The organism is Sphingomonas sp., from assembly GCF_048594985.1.
Lineage (GTDB): Bacteria > Pseudomonadota > Alphaproteobacteria > Sphingomonadales > Sphingomonadaceae > Sphingomonas_I.
The window spans coordinates 1-16,853 of the sequence record NZ_JBMDXG010000326.1 but is presented as its reverse complement, the minus strand read 5'-3'; the positions used below and the strand labels follow the sequence as shown (position 1 = coordinate 16,853).

Here is a 16,853-nt window from a genome sequence, read left to right as displayed (position 1 = left end):
CGCTGGTGGTGGGCGCCGGGGACAAGCTGGAGGGTCGCCAGATCACGGCGCCACGCACGATCGGCGACAAGTGGCTCGTGACGGGCGGCCTCAAGCCGGGCGACCGGGTCGTGCTGGCCGGCGCGATGATGCTGCGTCCCGGCTCCGTCGTGAAGCCGGTGCCGTGGACGCCCGGCACGCCTTCTGGGGCTCAACCCGGCGCTACCGCTCCGGCAGGAAAGTAAGCCACCATGTCGCGTTACTTTATCGATCGCCCGATCTTTGCCTATGTGATTGCGATCGTCGTGATGCTGGCGGGCATTCTGGCGATCCGCAGCCTGCCGGTCGCGCAGTTTCCGGCAATCGCGCCGCCGGCCGTCGCGATCACCGCGACCTATCCGGGTGCGGACGCGCAGACGCTGGAAAACACGACCACCCAGATCATCGAGCAGCAGCTGAAGGGCATCGACCACCTCCGCTACTTCTCGTCCTCGTCCTCCTCGGCCGGTACGGTCACGATCACGGTTACGTTTGATCAGGGGACCAACCCGGACATCGCGCAGGTTCAGGTCCAGAACAAGCTGCAGGCAGCGACGCCGCTGTTGCCGCAGGAAGTGCAGCGCCAGGGCATTATCGTAAACAAGTCGACGCAGAACATCCTGCTCTACGTCGGCGTCTATTCCGAAACCGGGCAGCACGACGCGGACGACCTGGCGGATATCGTCGCTTCCCGCATCCAGGATCCGCTCGCGCGCGTGACCGGAGTGGGCGAAACGCAGATCTTCGGCTCGCAATATGCCATGCGGATCTGGGTCGATCCGCTGAAGCTCAACAATTACGCGCTGACGATGGCGGATGTCACCGCGGCCGTGACTGCTCAAAACGCACAGGTCTCGGCCGGCCAGCTTGGCGCGCAGCCGGCGCCGAAGGAGCAGATGCTCAACGCCACCGTCTCCGTCTCTTCGCGGCTGACCAGCCCTGAAGAGTTCGGCCAGATCCGGCTGAAGAGCAATCCCGACGGTTCGGTGGTCCGGCTGCGCGACGTCGCACGCGTCGCGATCGGGGCCGAGAATTATACGTTCAGCGCGGAGTGGAACGGCAAGCCCGCGTCCGGTATCGCGGTGCGACTGGCACCTGGCGCCAACGCGCTCAACACGGTGACGGCGGTCAAGGAGCGGGTGACCGAGCTCGCCAGGGATTTCCCGCCCGACGTCAAGGTCATCTTCCCCTACGACACCTCGCCCTTCGTGCGGCTGTCGATTGAGCAGGTGATCCACACGCTGGTGGAAGCCGTGGTTCTGGTCTTCCTGGTGATGTTCGTGTTCCTGCAGAACTTCCGCGCCACCCTGATCCCGACGATCGCGGTGCCGGTGGTGCTGACGGGCACGTTCGTGGTTCTGGCGGCCTTCGGCTATTCGATCAACACGCTCACCTTGTTCGGCATGGTGCTGGCGATCGGCCTGCTGGTCGACGACGCCATCGTGGTGGTCGAAAATGTCGAACGCCTTATGACGACGGAGCATCTCAGTCCGCGGGAAGCGGCGCGCAAGTCGATGGACGAGATTACGGGCGCGCTGATCGGTATCGCGACCGTGCTTTCGGCGGTGTTCCTGCCGATGGCCTTCTTCAGCGGCTCGACCGGCGTGATCTATCGGCAGTTCTCCATCACGATCGTGTCCGCCATGGTGCTGTCGATCGCGGTGGCGCTGATCCTCACCCCGGCATTGTGTGCCACCATCCTGAAGCCGCACGATCCTAATCACGCCGAGGGCAATGGCCTGTTCGCGCGCTTCTTCCGGTGGTTTAACAAGAACTTCGACCGGGGCCGCGACCGCTATGAGCGAGGCGTGAAGTCGACCGCACGGCGGTGGAAACGGTCGTTGCTGATCTATGCGATGATCGTGGGTGGCATGGTCTTCCTGTTCTGGCGGTTGCCGACCGGCTTCCTGCCCGATGAGGACCAGGGCGTGATGATCGCGCTGGTTCAGGGCCCGCCCGGATCCACCACCGCCCGCACCCAAAAGGGCCTTGATCTGATCCGCGACCACTTCCTGCAAAATGCGGGCGAGGCGATCCGCGGCGTCTACACGATCAATGGCTTCAGCTTCGCCGGCAACGGCCAGAGCAACGGCATCGCCTTCATGCCGATGAAGGAATGGAAGGACCGCCCCGGCGCGGAAAACCGCGCCCAGAACATCGTGGCGAAGGCGATGGGAAGGTTTGCCCAATATAATGACGGGCTTATCTTCGCCGTCATCCCGCCGGCGGTGCAGGAGCTGGGCAATGCCACCGGTTTCGACCTGCAACTGGTCGATGAAGCCGGCATAGGACATGAGCGTCTGCTCGCCGCGCGCAATCAGCTGCTCGGCATGGCAGCTCAGAACAAGCAATTGGTGGGGGTACGCCCTAACGCGGTCGACGACGCTCCGCAGCTGAAGGTGCAAGTCGATCAGGACAAGGCGCGCGCCTTGGGATTGGATCTCGCGACCGTGAACAACACGATCGCCACTGCCTGGGGCGGCACGTACGTCAACGATTTCATCGATCGCGGCAGGGTCAAGCGCGTCTACGTCCAGGCCGATACCCCGTACCGCTTGGCGCCCGAGGACCTTGGTGACCTGTTCGTGAGGAGCTCCGATGGGACGATGGCGCCGTTCACGGCCTTTTCCACCACCTCGTGGCACAACGGGCCAATGCAGCTGACGCGCTATAACGGACAGCCTTCGATGGAACTCCTCGGCCAGCCCGCGCCGGGCGTCGCCTCGGGTGCCGCGCTCAAGGCGATGGAGGAAATGCAGGCCAAGCTGCCGCCGGGAACGCGGCTCGATTGGACCGGGCTCAGCTATGAGGAAAAGCTCTCAGGGGGTCAGGCACCCGCACTGTACGGCTTGTCGCTGCTGATCGTCTTCCTGTGTCTGGCGGCGCTGTATGAAAGCTGGTCGGTGCCGATCGCGGTGATGCTGGTGATGCCGCTGGGCGTCGTAGGCGCGCTGCTGGCGGCAAGCCTCACCGGGCTCAACAATGACATCTACCTCCAGGTGGGCCTGATCACCACGATCGGCGTGTCGGCGAAGAATGCGATCCTTATCGTCGAATTCGCCGAGGAGCGGCTGCGCGCGGGCATGAACGCCTTCGATGCAGCGGTCGAGGCCGCCAAGCTTCGGCTCCGCCCGATCCTGATGACGAGCTTCGCCTTCATCTTCGGCGTGTTCCCGCTGGCGATCGCAAACGGCGCGGGCGCAGGCGGGCAGAACGCGATCGGCCGCGCCGTGGTCGGCGGCATGCTCACGGCAACCGTCGTAGCAATCTTCTTCGTGCCGATGTTCTTCGTCGTGGTGCAACGCCTGTTCAACCGGCGGAAGGATGAGGCCCAGACTGGCGATGCACGCCAGGGGGAGGCACATTGATGCAGCGTACCCTTCTCACCGCCGGCGTCGCCATCGCCGCGCTCGCTCTGTCGGGCTGCGACCTCGCGCCGGACTATCATCGCCCGTCATCGGCGGTGCCGACGTCGCTTCCCAGCGGGGGCCCCTACCCCGCCCAGCCCGAAACGACGGCCGTGCCCGACATCGCGTGGCAGGACTTCTTCCTGGATGAAGGGCTACGCCGGGCGATCGATACCGCGCTTGCCAACAATCGGGACCTGCGTATCGCGCTCGCGAATATCGAGCAGGCCCGGGCGCAATATCGCGTCCAGCGCGCCGATCGGCTGCCGACGCTCAATGCCAGCGGATCGGTTTCCATCCAGCGCAACCCGTTCGGAGTCGCGGGCGCAGGCGGTGTCCCCGGCGGAGGCGGCACGACGCCGGGCGGCGGCACGGGCGGGGGCGGCACCGTCCCTGGGGGCGGCGTGGGTGGCGGCGGCCCCAATACCGGCGTCGGTGGCGGCGGCGCCGTGGCGACGTCAGGGGACAGCACGTTCGAAATCTATTCGGTCAATGCCGGCTTCTCGGCATTCGAGATCGATCTGTTCGGCCGTGTCCGCAACCTGACCCGTGCCGCGCTGGAGCAGTATCTCGCGACCGAGGAAGGCGCGCGCGCCACGCGGATCACGCTGATCGCCGAAACCGCGTCGGCCTGGCTGACGATGGCGGCCGATCAGGATCGCCTGCGCATCGCCCGCGATACGCTCGGCAGCTTCCGCGAATCGCTGAACCTGACCCAGGCGCAGTTCAAGGCCGGCGTTGCGTCGGAACTGGAGGTTCGCCAGGCGCAGACCAGCTACGATCAGGCGCGGTACGACATTGCGGCGCTGACCGCGCAGATCGCGCAGGATCAGAATGCGCTCAATCTGCTCGCGGGGACCACCCTGCCGGCGGATGCGCTTCCGACGGCTCTAGGCGACCGGGCGGTCACGCTGACCGACTTGCCGGCCGGCATCCGGTCCGATGTCCTGCTCCGTCGTCCCGACGTGCTTCAGGCCGAGCATCAGCTGATCGCGCAATATGCCAATATCGGCGCGGCGCGGGCGGCCTTCTTCCCGCGCATTTCGCTCACCGCCTCTGCGGGAACGCTCAGCACCGAATTGTCCAACCTGTTCGGCAGCGGGACGGGGGTGTGGAGCGTGGTGCCTTCGGCGACGCTGCCGATCTTCGACTTCGGGCGCAATGCCGCCAACCTGCGCTATGCGAAGGCCAGCCGCGACGCGGCGCTCGGCACGTACGAACGCGCCGTGCAGACCGCCTTCCGCGAAGTGGCGGACGCGCTGGCGCAGCGCGGCACGATCGACGAGCAGGTGGCGGCGCGCGTGAGCCGCGTAGGCGCGGCGGATACGGCGTATCGGCTGTCGGACGCACGCTATCGCGCAGGTGTCGATCCGTTCCTGACGACGCTCGATTCGCAACGCACGCTGTACGGCGCGCAGCTTGAACTGGTCGACACGCGGGTGATCGCGGCATCGAACTTGATCACGCTCTATCGCGCGCTGGGCGGCGGGCTGTCGACGCGCCAGCCCTGATCGGCCGTTGAATTGGGGCCGGCAGCGCTCGGCTGCCGGCCCCATCTCCAGCTGTCGTCAGAGGTCGGTCGAGACCGACAGCTTGAAAGTGCGCGGCGTCCCCTGGAGGAGGTCCGGGCGGAAGGCGTCGAAAGCGGAAGCCCAGTAGCGCTTGTTCGCGACGTTATCGACCAGGATGCGGAACGTCACCGGCTTACCCTGGACCACGGCGACATAGCGCGCCCCGATGTCGAAGCGCGTCCAGCTCGATAGATACAGGCTGTTGTCGAGGCTCGCCGCCTGTTTGCCCGTCTGGACGATGCGGCCGGTAAGGGTCAGGGCGGGGATGAAGGGCAGATCCCATTCGGCGTTCGCGTTGACCAGATATTCCGGAACGCCGATCGCATCATTGCCCTGGTTCACGCCGTTCTGCGTGCGGCGCATCTTGGCGTCGATCACCGTTCCGCCCGCGATGATCCGGAGTCCATGCGTCGGCTCCGCTTCCATGCTAAGCTCGATGCCGCGATTACGCTGGATGCCGAACGGCCCGAATTCCAGGAAGCCGGGACGGTCGCCATCGATGCGCAGGATCGATGTCTCGCGATCGATCTGGAACAGCGCGAGGCTCGCGGTCAGGCCGGCGGTCGAATATTTGCCGCCGACTTCATATTGCTTCGACGTGAAGGGCGAGAGGATCTGGCCGGCGTTGCTCACCGGCAGGGGATCGCCCCCGCTTGGGTTCGCGCCGCTGATCGGCGCGGTCGCGCCCTGCACCAATCCCTCGATCCGGTTGGCATAGAGCGACACCCCCGATACCGGCTTGACGATCAGGCCGAAGACCGGCGTGACGGCATCCTCGTCATAGGTATCGGTCAATTGGCCGGTCACGGCGGAATAGGATTTCGTCCGGATCGTCTGGAGCCGCAGGCCGGCGGTCAGCAGGATGCGATCGTCCCATAGGCCGATCGTGTCGGAGGCGAACGCGCTCGTCAGCCGCGTGCGCGAGATCGGGAAGGGATCCTCCAGGTCGCCGCCGGAAAAGGAAACCGTAGCCGACATCGGCAAAGCGACCGGATCGTAGATGTTCGTCAATCCCGGGGAGGTGGCATAGAATTCGTAGGCGTTGCGGTTGACCAGCCACGTCGCCGAGCCGCCGAAATTGACCTCGTGGCTGACGCCGCCGGCGGCAAGCTTCACGCGCAAGCCCGCCACGCTTGCCTCGTTATTGTCGGTGCGCGGGATGTAGGAACTGGAGACATTGGCCGCGCCGGTCACCGCGTCGGTCAGCGTCACGGTGCTATAGATCCCCTTCTCCGATCCGTCGCGCGCGCCGATCGCGGCGTAGAAGGTGGCGTTTTCGGTCACGTCATATTCGGCGTGAAACTGGCCGAATACATCGCGCAGCGTCGTATATTGCCAGTCCTGGCCGTAATTGACGTCGGCCTTGGGCACGCGCGGGATCACGCCGTTCACCCGCAGCTTCGGCCGCATATGCCGGACGTGGACGCGCTGGTACGCCAGATCGAGCGAGAGGCGGAGCGGGCCATTGTCATAGTCGATGGCACCCCCGACGACGTAGGCGCTGCGGAATTCGTCCTCGATCCCTACGTCGCCGCGGCGGGCGGCGCCGTTGATCCGTACGCCCCATTCGCCATTGCCGCCGAAGCGCCGCGCGACGTCGAAGCTGCCGCCGACATGCGCGCTCGAGGCATAATTCACGGTCCCCCGCGTCAGCGGATCGGCGCCGGCGCGCTTCGGTGCGAGATTGACGCTACCGCCGATGCCCGATCCTCCCGGCGCCGCGCCGTTCAAAAAGGCGCTGGCGCCGTTCAGCACCTGCACCGATTCATAGAGTTCGGGCGCGATAAGCTGGCGCGGGGCGATGCCGTAGAGACCGTCGAAGCCGACATCGTCCCCCGCCAACCCGAAGCCGCGAATGACGAACTGCTCCGCCGCGTTGCCGAAGCCATAGGAGGTCCGGACCGACGGATCGTTTTCAAGCACCTGGCCGAGCGTCTGCGGCTGCTGATTGAGGATCAGCGCGCTGTTATAGCTCTTGATCGCGAAGGGCACGTCCTCCGCCGCCTTGTTGCCGAGCGCGCCCAGGTTACCCGCCCGCTCGACCTGCGTTTCGTTGACGCGTTGCGCGGTCACGACGACATCCTCGTCCAGCGCCTGCGCCGATGCGGCCGTGGCGAACGCCGGCATGCACAGCCCCGCGAGCAGCCGGGCCATCGGACGAATGGTGGATTTACGCGTCACATTTCCCGTCATCGGGATTTTCCCCTTCTTGTCTGAACAGTTGCTCGCGACCGACGCATCGCCCACCCGACGACCGCCACCGGAGCGCCGAGAGCGGCCCAGGAAACGGCATCGCGCGCGCCGTCGCCGGTCAGCGCGGCGATCAGGCCGATCGTGCACAGCAGGCCGATCGCCAGCGGCACCGCGAATATGGTTCCGAGCGTTCGCTGGCGGGACGAGCGTCGCGTGGCGTTCATGGGCGCACCGCCAGCGTCGCCGCGCCGCTTTCGACCTCGCGCACGCGATCGTCGGATGAACCGCGCCCCTTGCCCAGCCAGAGATAGAGGCCCGAACCGAGCACGACGATCGTGAACAGGTTGAGCACGCCCCACAGCAGCTTGAGCGGCAGCCCGCCATAATCGCCGAAGTGAAGCGGGCGTGAGAGCGACAGCGCCCGGTAATACCACGGCATCGGCCGCGCGTCGGTGAGCGCGCCGGTCTCGGCATCGATCAGGGCGGTGGTCAGCAGCCGCTCCGTCAGCGGGGTCGAACCTTGGAAGAACACCGCATAATGATGCTTGCTGCTGAATTTGCCGCCCGGAAAGGCGATGAATTGCGGCTTCACACCGGGGATGGCGCGGCGCGCGGCGGCCATCGCGCGATCGAGCGATCCGTAGCGCGCCGGGGGCAAGGGCGCCCGGCCGGCATAGGCCGCCGTCATCTCCGCGAGCTCGGTTGCCTGCCAGGCACGGGTGATCGGCGTGACCAGCGCATTGATGATCCCCGTCACCCCGACGACCATCATCCAGGCGAGGCCGACGATGCCGAGCAGATTATGATAATCCAGCCATTTCAATCGGCTGCTGCGCGCCGTGCGGAGCGTGCCGAAGGGCAGCTTGCGCATGAAGGGCGCATAGAGGACCACGCCTGATACGAGCGCGACCGCGAACAGGAAGCCCATCAGGCCCAGGAACAGCATGCCCGGCAGGCCGAGGAACATGTCGGTATGAAGCTGGAGCAGGAACGCCATCACCCCGCTTTCATTCGCCACGCCGGTCGGCGCGCCAGTGGTGCGATCGAACAGCTGGATCGTCATCTCGCGCCCCGGCGCGTCGGGGCGCGGGCCGGTGGTGATGGTCATCGACGGCGCATCATTGTCGAATGCCATGAAGAGCGGCACCTCGCCCGGTCGCGCCGCCAGGGCCTTTTCGAGCATCACGTCCAGCGGCAGCAGGCCCGGCCCTTCGCCCGATGAAGCCAGGTTCGATCGCGCGGCTGCCGGCTGGCCGTCAGCGAGCGCGTCGAGCTCGTCATGGAAGATCAGCGGCAGGCCGGTGAGGCACAGCATGAGCAGGAAGGCCGTGCAGACGAGGCTCGACCATTTATGCACGAACAGCCACGCACGGACGGACTGGCGGGTCATAGCCAAACCAAGGTTACGTTACTGCGAGGCATTATCATATTGGCGATAAGCGCTTTGGCGGCGATGGCAAGCGCAAACGTCGGCGCGTCTGGCCGACGGGAAAGGCGAAGGTTGCCGGCGAGCGAGGCGGCCGACGGCGGGTCGTGCCGTCGTTACGCTATCGGGCTAAGTCGAGGATCGCATCCCATTCGGCATCGGGCACGGGGCTGACCGACAAGCGCGACTGGCGGATCATCGCAAGGTCCTTGAGCCGCGCATCGCCCTTCATCTCCTTCAGCGTGACGGGCCGGTCGAGCGGCCGCACGGGTGCGATCTCCACCGAAACCCACGCCTCGTTGGTCGGATCGGGCGCGGCGACACGCGTAATGCGCGCAATCCCCACCGCTTCGAGCCCGGTCACGCTGTGGTAGAACAGGGCTTCATCGCCCTCGGTCATGGCGCGCAGATTGGCGGCGGCGGCATGGTTGCGCACGCCGGTCCATTCGGTCCGCCCCTCGCGGACCAGATCGTCCCAGCCATAGGAGGCGGGCTCGGACTTCAGGAGCCAGTGTCGCATCAATCCTCGATCCGATCGGGTGTACGGATGGCGAGGTTCATCCGCGCCGCCGCGATGACGCGCCCCGGATCGTCCTGCCATGCGGACACGGACACGTTGGCGATCCGCCCGCCGACCCGCACCACCGTCCCGCACGCATAGGTGTCGGCGGGAAGGCCCGGGCGCATGAAATCGACCGTCACGGTGATCGGCTTGAAAATCGATCGCGCCTGCTCGCCATCTTCCAGCGTGGCGTCGATTGCGGCGATCGCGGCGATTTCCAGCAGTCCGGCGATCGCGCCGCCATGCAGGCGGTCGGGCAGGCCGATCAACCCCTCGGAACGAGGCATCAGCAGCAACGGCGTGCCGTCTCGCTCGCCGGCGATGCGGATGCCGAGGAAGTCGGCATAGGGCAGGAGGGCGACCGCGCCGGTCATGCCGGGTCGGTCAGCATGTAGGTTCCGGCCAGGTGCGCGACCGGATCGGCGGCGTCGCCGTCATGCGCGACACCGCGCACGAAGGCGACACGGCGCGTGAGCCGATAGCATTCGGCCCGGCCGCTGACCGTCGTGCCCGGCCGGGCGGGGCGAAGATAATCGATCCTGAGGTCGAGCGTCGCCTGCGGCAGGAGGGCCCCGCGCTTGACCCAGACGGCGAACCCGCTCGCCGTATCCATCAAGGACACGATCGGACCCGAGGCGAGAATGCCGCTCGTCCCATCGGAAACGAGACGCCGGTCATAATCCAGCGCAAGTTCGCACCAATCCTCACCATGCGCGACATAGCGCAGGCCGAGCGCCACGATGTGCCCGTCGCGGCGTTGCGCAAGCGCGGCGGCGGGATCGAAGGGGGCCGGGTCGGGCGGGATCATGCCGCGACGCATATGGCACCCCCATGACAGCGGCAAGGCGGATGACGCCGGGTGTCAGAGCGCGGCGCGGATCGCCCCGATATCGTAGCCTGCGGCCGCCGCGCGGGCGATCAGCTCGTCCCCGTCCGCGCCGGCACGTGCACGGGCCAGCGCCCACAGGAAGGTCGATCGCGTACCCGATCGGCAGAAAGCGAGGAGCGGCCCGTCCGCTCCGTCCAGCGCTTCCGCCATCGCCGCCACCTGGGCATCGCCAAAGCCCGAATGATCGACCGGAATGGCAACGTAATCGAGCCCGTGGGCGCGCGCCGCCGCTTCGATCTCGGCGCCCGCCGGCTGGCCGGGTTGCTCGTTGTCGGGGCGATTGTTGACGATCGCGGTGAAGCCCTGCGCCTTGGCCGCCGCGACATCGTCGGGGGTGATCTGACCGAAGACGGAAACGCGGTCGTCGAGCGTGCGGAACATCAGCGAGTCTCCTTGAATGGGCCGCTCTTAGCGGCTGGCACGCGCCGGAACAGCCCCGCTTGACTCGCGTTCGGGATGTTGTGGCATAAGAACATTTAGCGAACATGCATGAACGAGTCGTTCCCCCTGCCCGCGCTCCGCGCGCATCTGTCCGGTTTCGGCGTGGTGCCCGCTGCCGCGCGCTTCGGCTTCGGCGCGGAGGCGATCGATACGATTCTTGGGGGCGGCCCGTTGCGCGCGCGGCTGCACGAAATCTGGCCGGCGGACATCGCCGATGCAGGCAGCGCCACGGGCTTTGCGCTGATGCTCGCGCGGCGCGCGGCCGGCCCCGGCCCAATCGTGTGGATCACGGAGGAGCGGGCCACGCGGCGACACGGCTTGCTACATGGGCCGGGGCTTGCCGAACTCGGGCTGGAGCCGGGTCGCTTCCTGCTGGTGCGTGCGCCCGACGCGACGGCACTGCTGCGCACGGCGGGCGATGTGGCGCGATCGACCGCTGTCGGCGCGGCGGTGATCGCGCCGCAGGAGTCCGCAGGGTTCGATTTGACCGCCACGCGTCGGCTGACCCTGTTCGCCGAGCGATCGGGCACCACCACGATCCTGCTGCATCCCGCCGACCCGTGCATGCCGTCAGCCGCCACGACCCGCTGGCGCATCGCGGCCGCTTCCTCGGCGTGGCTGGAAGCGGATGCGCCGGGTGCGCCCGCCTTCCACGCCGAACTGCTCCGCCATCGGGGCGGGCGGCCGCTTCCACATCTGCGGATGGAATGGGACCGTGACCGCGCCGGATTCGCGCCGTTACCTGGCGCTGTTCCTGCCGATGCTGGCGGCGGACATCTGGCGGATGTCGGGTGAGGACGATCCCGGAGCGCTCGTGGTGTTCACCGATCGGCAGGCCAATGTCATCCGCCTGACCGCGCTGTCGCGGGCAGCGCTGAAAGCGGGCCTCGCGCCGGGCCTGACGCTGGCCGATGCCCGCGCGCGGATTCCCGGATTGCGGGCGGTGGAACGCGATCATGCGGCCGAGGCGGCCTTGCTCGCGCGCGTGGCGGCGGGCTGCGCACGCTATACGCCGATGGTCGAAAGCCAGCCGCCCGATGGCGCGATCCTCGACATCGGCGGCTGCGCGCATCTCTTCGGCGGCGAAACGGAACTGTGCGGGGAGTTGTCCGCGCGGCTCGAGCAAGGCGGCGTCACCGCGCGTCTCGCCTGTGGCGACACCCCCGAACAGGCGCGTGCGCTGGCCCGGTTCGGCAACGGGGGGGATGCGCTCCGCGATCTTCCCGTGGAAGCGCTGGAGGCCGATCCGGCGACTACGCTGGCGTTGCGGCGGGCAGGGCTCAAGACGATCGGCGCACTGGCGAGCCGCCCGCGCCGGATGCTCGCCGCGCGCTTCGGCGATCTGCCGCTCCGCCTCGCCCGCCTGCTCGGCGAGGAGGATAAGAGGATCAGCCCCGAACGCCCCCTGCCCCCCGTCTTCGCGCTGCGCCGTTTCGCCGAGCCGATCGGCCGGGTCGAGGATGCGCTGGCCTGTCTGGAGGAATTGGGGGCGCAGGCGGCAGCGATCCTGCTCGAACGGCACGAGGGCGGGCGCCAATTCGCCGCGCGTTTCTTCCGCACCGACAACCGGGTGGTGGGGGTCGAAATCGGCACCGGACGCCCCACGCGCGATCCGGCCCTGCTTGCCCGCCTGTTTCGCGAGCGGATCGACGCGCTGGCCGATCCGATCGATCCCGGATTCGGCTTCGACCTGATCCGGCTCGACGTGCGCCAGACAGAGCCGCTGGCACCGCGCCAGGAGGATCACCTCGCCCCCCGGCGCGAGGAGGAGGCGCTGGATGCGCTGGTCGACCGCCTCGTCGCGCGGCTCGGCCCCCAGCGCGTCCAGCGCGTGCGCCCGCTGGACCGGCATATCCCCGAATGCGCGGTGGGCCCCGCCTCGCCCTCCGCCACGCCCGACTGGCCTGTCCCGACAGTGGGTGAGCCGCCGCTGCGCCCGCTCCGCCTGTTCGATCCGCCCCAGCCGATCCAGGTCACCTACGCCTTGCCGGAGGGACCTCCGCGCCATTTCACCTGGCGCGGGCAGGCGCACGAGGTCGCGGCATGGGAAGGGCCCGAACGGATCGCGACCGAATGGTGGCTGCGCCGCGACCGGGGCGGCCGCACCCGCGATTATTACCGGGTCGAGGACAGGCAGGGCCGCCGCTTCTGGCTGTTCCGCCACGGCCTCCAGCAGCGCGAAGCGACCACGCCCGTCTGGTATCTGCACGGCCTGTTCGCATGAGACCGGCCTATGTCGAACTGGCGGCGGCGACCAACTTCTCCTTCCTGCATGGCGCCAGCCATGGATCGGATCTACTGGCGCGGGCACTGACGCTCGGCCATGCCGGGCTCGGCATCGCCGACCGCAATACGGTGGCGGGCGTGGTGCGCGTGTGGGCGGCGCTGCGCGACGCCAAAGCGGGATGCCATGAGACGCTTCCCGAGCCCCCGCCCGATTTCAAGCTGGTGACGGGCGCGCGGCTGGTCTTCGCCGATGGCACGCCCGACATCATCGCCTATCCCGAGACGCGGCGCGGCTGGGGCCGGCTGTGCCGCCTGCTCTCACGCGGCAATCTACGCGCGGACAAGGGCGACTGCGTGCTGCATCTGGCGGACCTGTTCGAATTTCTCGACGACCTGCTGCTGATCGTCCTGCCGCACAGTACCCGCCGCGAGGGCGAAGGGATCACGCGGCCCGACGGCAAGCAGACCTACCTCCCGGATGGCCGCGATCCGCCCCCGCCCCCCCCGGCCACACTGGATCGATCAGGGCTCGCGCCCGACCAGCCGATCATCGCAGGCGAGGAACGCGGCACGATCCTGCCCTTCCCGATCCGCTTCGCCCCGCCCGCCGACGCAGAGGAGGCGCTTGTCCGCCTGCTCCAGCGCCTGCGCCGGGCCGCGCCGGGTCGCGTCTGGCTCGGCGCAGCGAACCGCCATGCGGGCGACGACCGCCGCCGCCTTGCCCGCCTCGCCCGCACCGCACGCACGGGCGGCGTGCCGTTGATCGCGATCAACGACGTACTCTATGCCGCGCCCGGGGATCGCGCGCTGCACGACGTGCTGACCTGCATCCGGCTGGCCCTGACCGTGCCCGAAGCCGGACGGCGGCTGGAGGCCAATGCCGAACGCCACCTCAAGTCGGCGGACGAGATGGCGGACCTGTTCCGCGACCATTCCCAAGCGATCACGGAGGCGCTGGCCCTCCACGCGAGGATCGGGTTCGACCTCGCCGATCTGCGCTACGAATATCCGCACGAACCCGTGCCGGAGGGCTGGCGACCGCAGAAATGGCTCCAGCACCTCGTCGTCGCAGCGGCGCGCAAGAAATGGTCACGGCGCAGCGTGCCGCGCAAGGTGCTGGCCATGCTCGCGGAGGAATTCCGCCTTATCCGTAAGTTCAACTACGCTTATTATTTCCTGACCGTGCACGACGTGGTCGCCTTCGCGCGTGCGCAGGAGCCGCCGATCCTGTGCCAGGGGCGTGGATCGGCCGCCAATTCGATGGTCTGCTATCTGCTCGGCATCACCGCAATCGATCCCGCCGCGCACAATTTGCTCTTCTCACGCTTCCTGTCCGAGGAGCGCGACGAGCCGCCCGACATCGACGTCGATTTCGAACATGAGCGGCGCGAGGAGGTGATGCAGCATATCTACCGCCGCTACGGCCGCCATCGCGCGGGCATCGTGGCGACGGTGATCCACTATCGCTCGCGCTCGGCGGTGCGCGAGGTCGGCAAGGCACTCGGCCTGACCGAGGACGTCACCACCCGCCTCGTTTCCACCGTCTGGGGCAGCTTTTCCAACAAGATGGAGGAGAGCCGCTTCCGCGAGACCGGCTTCAGCCTCGATAATCCCGAGATCGAACGGCTCAACCATTTCGTGAAGGCGCTGCTCGACGCCCCCTTCCCGCGCCATCTGTCGCAGCATGTCGGCGGCTATGTCCTGACCGAGGACCGGTTGGATGAGACGGTCCCGATCCACCACGCCGCGATGGAGGACCGGACCTTCATCGAATGGGATAAGGACGATATCGACGCGCTCAAGCTGATGAAGGTCGATATCCTGTCGCTCGGCATGCTGACCTGCATCCGCAAGGCGTTCGACCTGATCCGCGATCTTGGCGGCGCCGACTATACGCTGGACAGCCTGCCCAAGGAGCAGGCGGACGTCTATGGCATGCTCCAGACCGGCGACAGCATCGGCGTGTTCCAGGTGGAAAGCCGTGCGCAGATGAACATGCTGCCGCGCCTGAAGCCCAAGGAATTCTACGACCTCGTCGTACAGGTCGCGATCGTTCGCCCCGGCCCGATCCAGGGCGACATGGTCCACCCCTATCTTCGCCGTCGTACCGGGCTGGAGGAGGCGGAGTTCCCCTCGCCGCACCCCGGCCATGGGGCGGCTGACGAACTGCACCAGTTGCTGGGGCGGACCTGTGGCGTGCCGCTGTTCCAGGAACAGGCGATGAAGCTCGCCATCACCGCCGCGCGCTTCACGCCGTCCGAGGCGAACCAGCTCCGCCGGTCGATGGCGACCTTCCGCCGGGTCGGGGGGATGGACAATTTCCGCGAAAAGCTGGTCAACGGCATGACGGCGCGCGGTTACGAACGCGATTTCGCCGAGCGCTGCTATCGCCAGATCGAAGGGTTCGGCAGCTACGGTTTTCCCGAAAGCCACGCGCTGAGCTTTGCCGTCCTCGTCTATGTTTCGGCTTACCTGAAGAAGCGTTATCCCGCCGCCTTCTGCGCGGCCCTGCTCAATTCGCAGCCGATGGGCTTTTACGCCCCGGCGCAGATCGTCGGCTGCGCACGTGCGCATGATGTCGAGGTCCGCCCCGTCGACGTGCTGCACAGCGGATGGGACAATAGCTTGGAGCGCACCGCGCAAAGGCCCGCCGTCCGCTTGGGTTTCCGCCAGGTCGGCGGGTTCAAGCAGGCATGGGCCGACGCAATCGTCGCGGCGCGCGATCGGATCGAGACCGGGGAGCCTACGCAACGGATCGAGGCGCTGGCGCGCGCCGGCGGCCTGCCGCCCCGCGCGCTCCGCCTGCTGGCCGATGCCGACGCCTTCGCCTCGTTCGGGCCGGATCGCCGCCAGGCGCTGTGGGCGGTGCGGCGCACGCCGGCCGATGCCCTCCCCCTCTTCGCCGCCGCCGACGCGCGCGAACTGCGCGAGGAGGAGGATGCGCGCCTGCCCGTCATGCCCGACAGCGAGGAGGTGGTGGCCGACTATCAGATGACGCGCCTGTCGCTGAAAGGACATCCGATGGCCTTCCTGCGCGACCTGTTCCGGCGCGAAGGCGTGCGCAGCGCGGCGGAACTCGCGATGCTCAGGGACGGGCGCCGCGCGCGGGCGGCGGGGGTGGTGCTGGTCCGCCAGCGCCCGGGCGAGGGCAAGGCGATCTTCATCACGCTCGAGGATGAGACGGGCATCGTCAACGTCCTTCTATGGGCGCGCGACTTCGAAAAATATCGCCGCGTGGTGATGGCCTCCCGCCTGATGGAGGTGCACGGCGTCGTCCAGAAGAGCGAGGAAGGCGTGCTCCACCTGATGGGCGCGCACGTCGTCGACCGCACCGCTGATCTTGCACGCCTGTCCGAGGATCATGCGCCGCGCCTCGATCCGCTGCGCGCCGACGCCTTCGCGCACCCGGTCCACACCGCTCAAGGATCGGGTGGCCGTCGGCATCCGCGCAATGTTCGCATCCTGCCGGCCAGCCGCGACTTTCACTGAAGCGCAACCTCGGCTAAGCGCATCGCGTCGGGGAGTGGCGCAGGCTGGTAGCGCACCTGGTTTGGGACCAGGGGGTCGCAGGTTCGAATCCTGTCTCCCCGACCAGAAATCCGCCAAAAATCTCGGCCGCGTTTTCGCGGTTTACATTCGGTTTACACCGAGGCGGAGCTCTGCCCGCGATTTTCGCCCAGATTGTCATTGAGCCGCAACCCCTTTCGATAGCATTTCGCCGATGGCGATCACCACCCGCGTCTGGTCCACGTACCGGCTTCGAATCGACGCCACGTCCTTGGTCGACCAGCCGAGGATGTCCGCAATCTGCTGATCCGTCAGGCCGGCCATCATGCACCGCGTCGCGAACGTCCCGCGCAGATCGTGGAGATGCTTGTCGATGCCCGACGCAATCTTCTGGTCATTGAAGCGGCTGCCAAAGCCCATGGCTGTCCACGGTCGCAGATAGCTGTTCAGCAACACGTTCGGCGGGAGCTCGGTGCGCTTGTCCTTCCGGCGCGCCGCCATCGCCGCCTCCTGGCGGGCCTTAATCTTTCCAAGCAACTCGCGTGCCTCAGGCAGGAGCGGGATGCGCGCGGTGTTCTTCCCCCGGCTCTTTGCGGTCTTCCAGATGATCGCA

At 67.4% G+C, this 16,853-nt stretch carries 13 protein-coding genes, 1 tRNA gene and 1 pseudogene; 7 read left to right on the top strand and 8 right to left on the bottom strand.

All coding sequences use genetic code 11. The features are described 5' to 3' along the window. The 3 genes and pseudogenes from ACOJSF_RS13410 to ACOJSF_RS13400 all read left to right on the top strand — a co-directional run. Positions 1 to 224 (top strand): annotated as a pseudogene (locus ACOJSF_RS13410) (efflux transporter periplasmic adaptor subunit); the annotation flags it as partial. Positions 225 to 230: 6 nt separating this feature from the next. Continuing rightward, positions 231 to 3,386 carry an efflux RND transporter permease subunit gene (locus ACOJSF_RS13405; RefSeq protein WP_420142697.1) on the top strand — a complete coding sequence of 1,052 codons (3,156 nt, stop codon included), beginning with the start codon at positions 231 to 233 and terminating at the stop codon, positions 3,384 to 3,386. Beyond that, complete coding sequence (locus tag ACOJSF_RS13400) at positions 3,386 to 4,936, top strand: efflux transporter outer membrane subunit (protein ID WP_420142696.1); 1,551 nt, start codon at positions 3,386 to 3,388, stop codon at positions 4,934 to 4,936. The genes ACOJSF_RS13405 and ACOJSF_RS13400 overlap by 1 nt, the downstream gene beginning before the upstream one ends. A gap of 57 nt (positions 4,937 to 4,993) precedes the next feature. Here ACOJSF_RS13400 and ACOJSF_RS13395 read toward each other — a convergent pair whose 3' ends face one another. The 7 genes from ACOJSF_RS13395 to ACOJSF_RS13365 all read right to left on the bottom strand — a co-directional run bounded on the left by ACOJSF_RS13395 (position 4,994) and on the right by ACOJSF_RS13365 (position 10,447). After that, positions 4,994 to 7,177, bottom strand: a complete 2,184-nt coding sequence (locus ACOJSF_RS13395) for a TonB-dependent receptor (protein WP_420142695.1) — start codon at positions 7,175 to 7,177, stop codon at positions 4,994 to 4,996. An 8-nt stretch (positions 7,178 to 7,185) separates the two neighbouring features. Beyond that, entirely contained in the window at positions 7,186 to 7,413 is a 228-nt protein-coding gene (locus tag ACOJSF_RS13390; RefSeq protein WP_420142694.1) for a hypothetical protein, read from the bottom strand. After that, positions 7,410 to 8,579 carry a PepSY-associated TM helix domain-containing protein gene (locus ACOJSF_RS13385; protein WP_420142693.1) on the bottom strand — a complete coding sequence of 390 codons (1,170 nt, stop codon included), beginning with the start codon at positions 8,577 to 8,579 and terminating at the stop codon, positions 7,410 to 7,412. Before ACOJSF_RS13385 ends, ACOJSF_RS13390 begins: the two co-directional genes overlap by 4 nt. Before the next feature lie 157 nt (positions 8,580 to 8,736). Further along, the gene (locus tag ACOJSF_RS13380; RefSeq protein WP_420142692.1) at positions 8,737 to 9,135 is read right to left on the bottom strand and encodes an EVE domain-containing protein; all 399 of its coding nucleotides are present in this window, start codon (positions 9,133 to 9,135) and stop codon (positions 8,737 to 8,739) included. Continuing rightward, positions 9,135 to 9,551, bottom strand: a complete 417-nt coding sequence (locus ACOJSF_RS13375; protein WP_420142691.1) for a PaaI family thioesterase — start codon at positions 9,549 to 9,551, stop codon at positions 9,135 to 9,137. Before ACOJSF_RS13375 ends, ACOJSF_RS13380 begins: the two co-directional genes overlap by 1 nt. Further along, a complete protein-coding gene (locus tag ACOJSF_RS13370; RefSeq protein ID WP_420142690.1) occupies positions 9,548 to 9,985 on the bottom strand; it encodes a PaaI family thioesterase in 438 nt (145 codons plus the stop codon). Before ACOJSF_RS13370 ends, ACOJSF_RS13375 begins: the two co-directional genes overlap by 4 nt. Before the next feature lie 54 nt (positions 9,986 to 10,039). Continuing rightward, complete coding sequence (locus ACOJSF_RS13365; RefSeq protein ID WP_420142689.1) at positions 10,040 to 10,447, bottom strand: TIGR01244 family sulfur transferase; 408 nt, start codon at positions 10,445 to 10,447, stop codon at positions 10,040 to 10,042. 108 nt (positions 10,448 to 10,555) lie between these two features. Here ACOJSF_RS13365 and ACOJSF_RS13360 point away from each other — a divergent pair, with 108 nt between their 5' ends. From ACOJSF_RS13360 to ACOJSF_RS13345, 4 genes are all read left to right on the top strand, one after another. Continuing rightward, on the top strand, positions 10,556 to 11,302 hold the full coding sequence (locus ACOJSF_RS13360) for an ImuA family protein (RefSeq protein WP_420142688.1): 747 nt from the start codon (positions 10,556 to 10,558) through the stop codon (positions 11,300 to 11,302). Continuing rightward, the gene (locus ACOJSF_RS13355) at positions 11,223 to 12,731 is read left to right on the top strand and encodes a Y-family DNA polymerase (protein WP_420142687.1); all 1,509 of its coding nucleotides are present in this window, start codon (positions 11,223 to 11,225) and stop codon (positions 12,729 to 12,731) included. The genes ACOJSF_RS13360 and ACOJSF_RS13355 overlap by 80 nt, the downstream gene beginning before the upstream one ends. Then, positions 12,728 to 16,222: an error-prone DNA polymerase gene (locus ACOJSF_RS13350; RefSeq protein WP_420142686.1), complete on the top strand. Its 3,495-nt coding sequence runs from the start codon at positions 12,728 to 12,730 to the stop codon at positions 16,220 to 16,222. Before ACOJSF_RS13355 ends, ACOJSF_RS13350 begins: the two co-directional genes overlap by 4 nt. 28 nt (positions 16,223 to 16,250) lie before the next feature. Further along, a tRNA-Pro gene (locus tag ACOJSF_RS13345) sits at positions 16,251 to 16,327 on the top strand. Between the two features lie 90 nt (positions 16,328 to 16,417). Here ACOJSF_RS13345 and ACOJSF_RS13340 read toward each other — a convergent pair. Then, positions 16,418 to 16,853 (bottom strand): tyrosine-type recombinase/integrase (locus tag ACOJSF_RS13340; RefSeq protein WP_420142685.1); only part of this gene is annotated, 436 nt, incomplete at its 5' end.

Coding starts and splice junctions, on each gene's coding strand:
- ACOJSF_RS13375 (WP_420142691.1), bottom strand. CDS start 9,551: ATGACCGGCGCGGTCGCCCTCCTGCCCTATGCCGACTTCCTCGGCATC.
- ACOJSF_RS13360 (WP_420142688.1), top strand. CDS start 10,556: ATGAACGAGTCGTTCCCCCTGCCCGCGCTCCGCGCGCATCTGTCCGGT.
- ACOJSF_RS13385 (WP_420142693.1), bottom strand. CDS start 8,579: ATGACCCGCCAGTCCGTCCGTGCGTGGCTGTTCGTGCATAAATGGTCG.
- ACOJSF_RS13405 (WP_420142697.1), top strand. CDS start 231: ATGTCGCGTTACTTTATCGATCGCCCGATCTTTGCCTATGTGATTGCG.
- ACOJSF_RS13400 (WP_420142696.1), top strand. CDS start 3,386: ATGCAGCGTACCCTTCTCACCGCCGGCGTCGCCATCGCCGCGCTCGCT.
- ACOJSF_RS13350 (WP_420142686.1), top strand. CDS start 12,728: ATGAGACCGGCCTATGTCGAACTGGCGGCGGCGACCAACTTCTCCTTC.
- ACOJSF_RS13365 (WP_420142689.1), bottom strand. CDS start 10,447: ATGTTCCGCACGCTCGACGACCGCGTTTCCGTCTTCGGTCAGATCACC.
- ACOJSF_RS13370 (WP_420142690.1), bottom strand. CDS start 9,985: ATGATCCCGCCCGACCCGGCCCCCTTCGATCCCGCCGCCGCGCTTGCG.
- ACOJSF_RS13390 (WP_420142694.1), bottom strand. CDS start 7,413: ATGAACGCCACGCGACGCTCGTCCCGCCAGCGAACGCTCGGAACCATA.
- ACOJSF_RS13380 (WP_420142692.1), bottom strand. CDS start 9,135: ATGCGACACTGGCTCCTGAAGTCCGAGCCCGCCTCCTATGGCTGGGAC.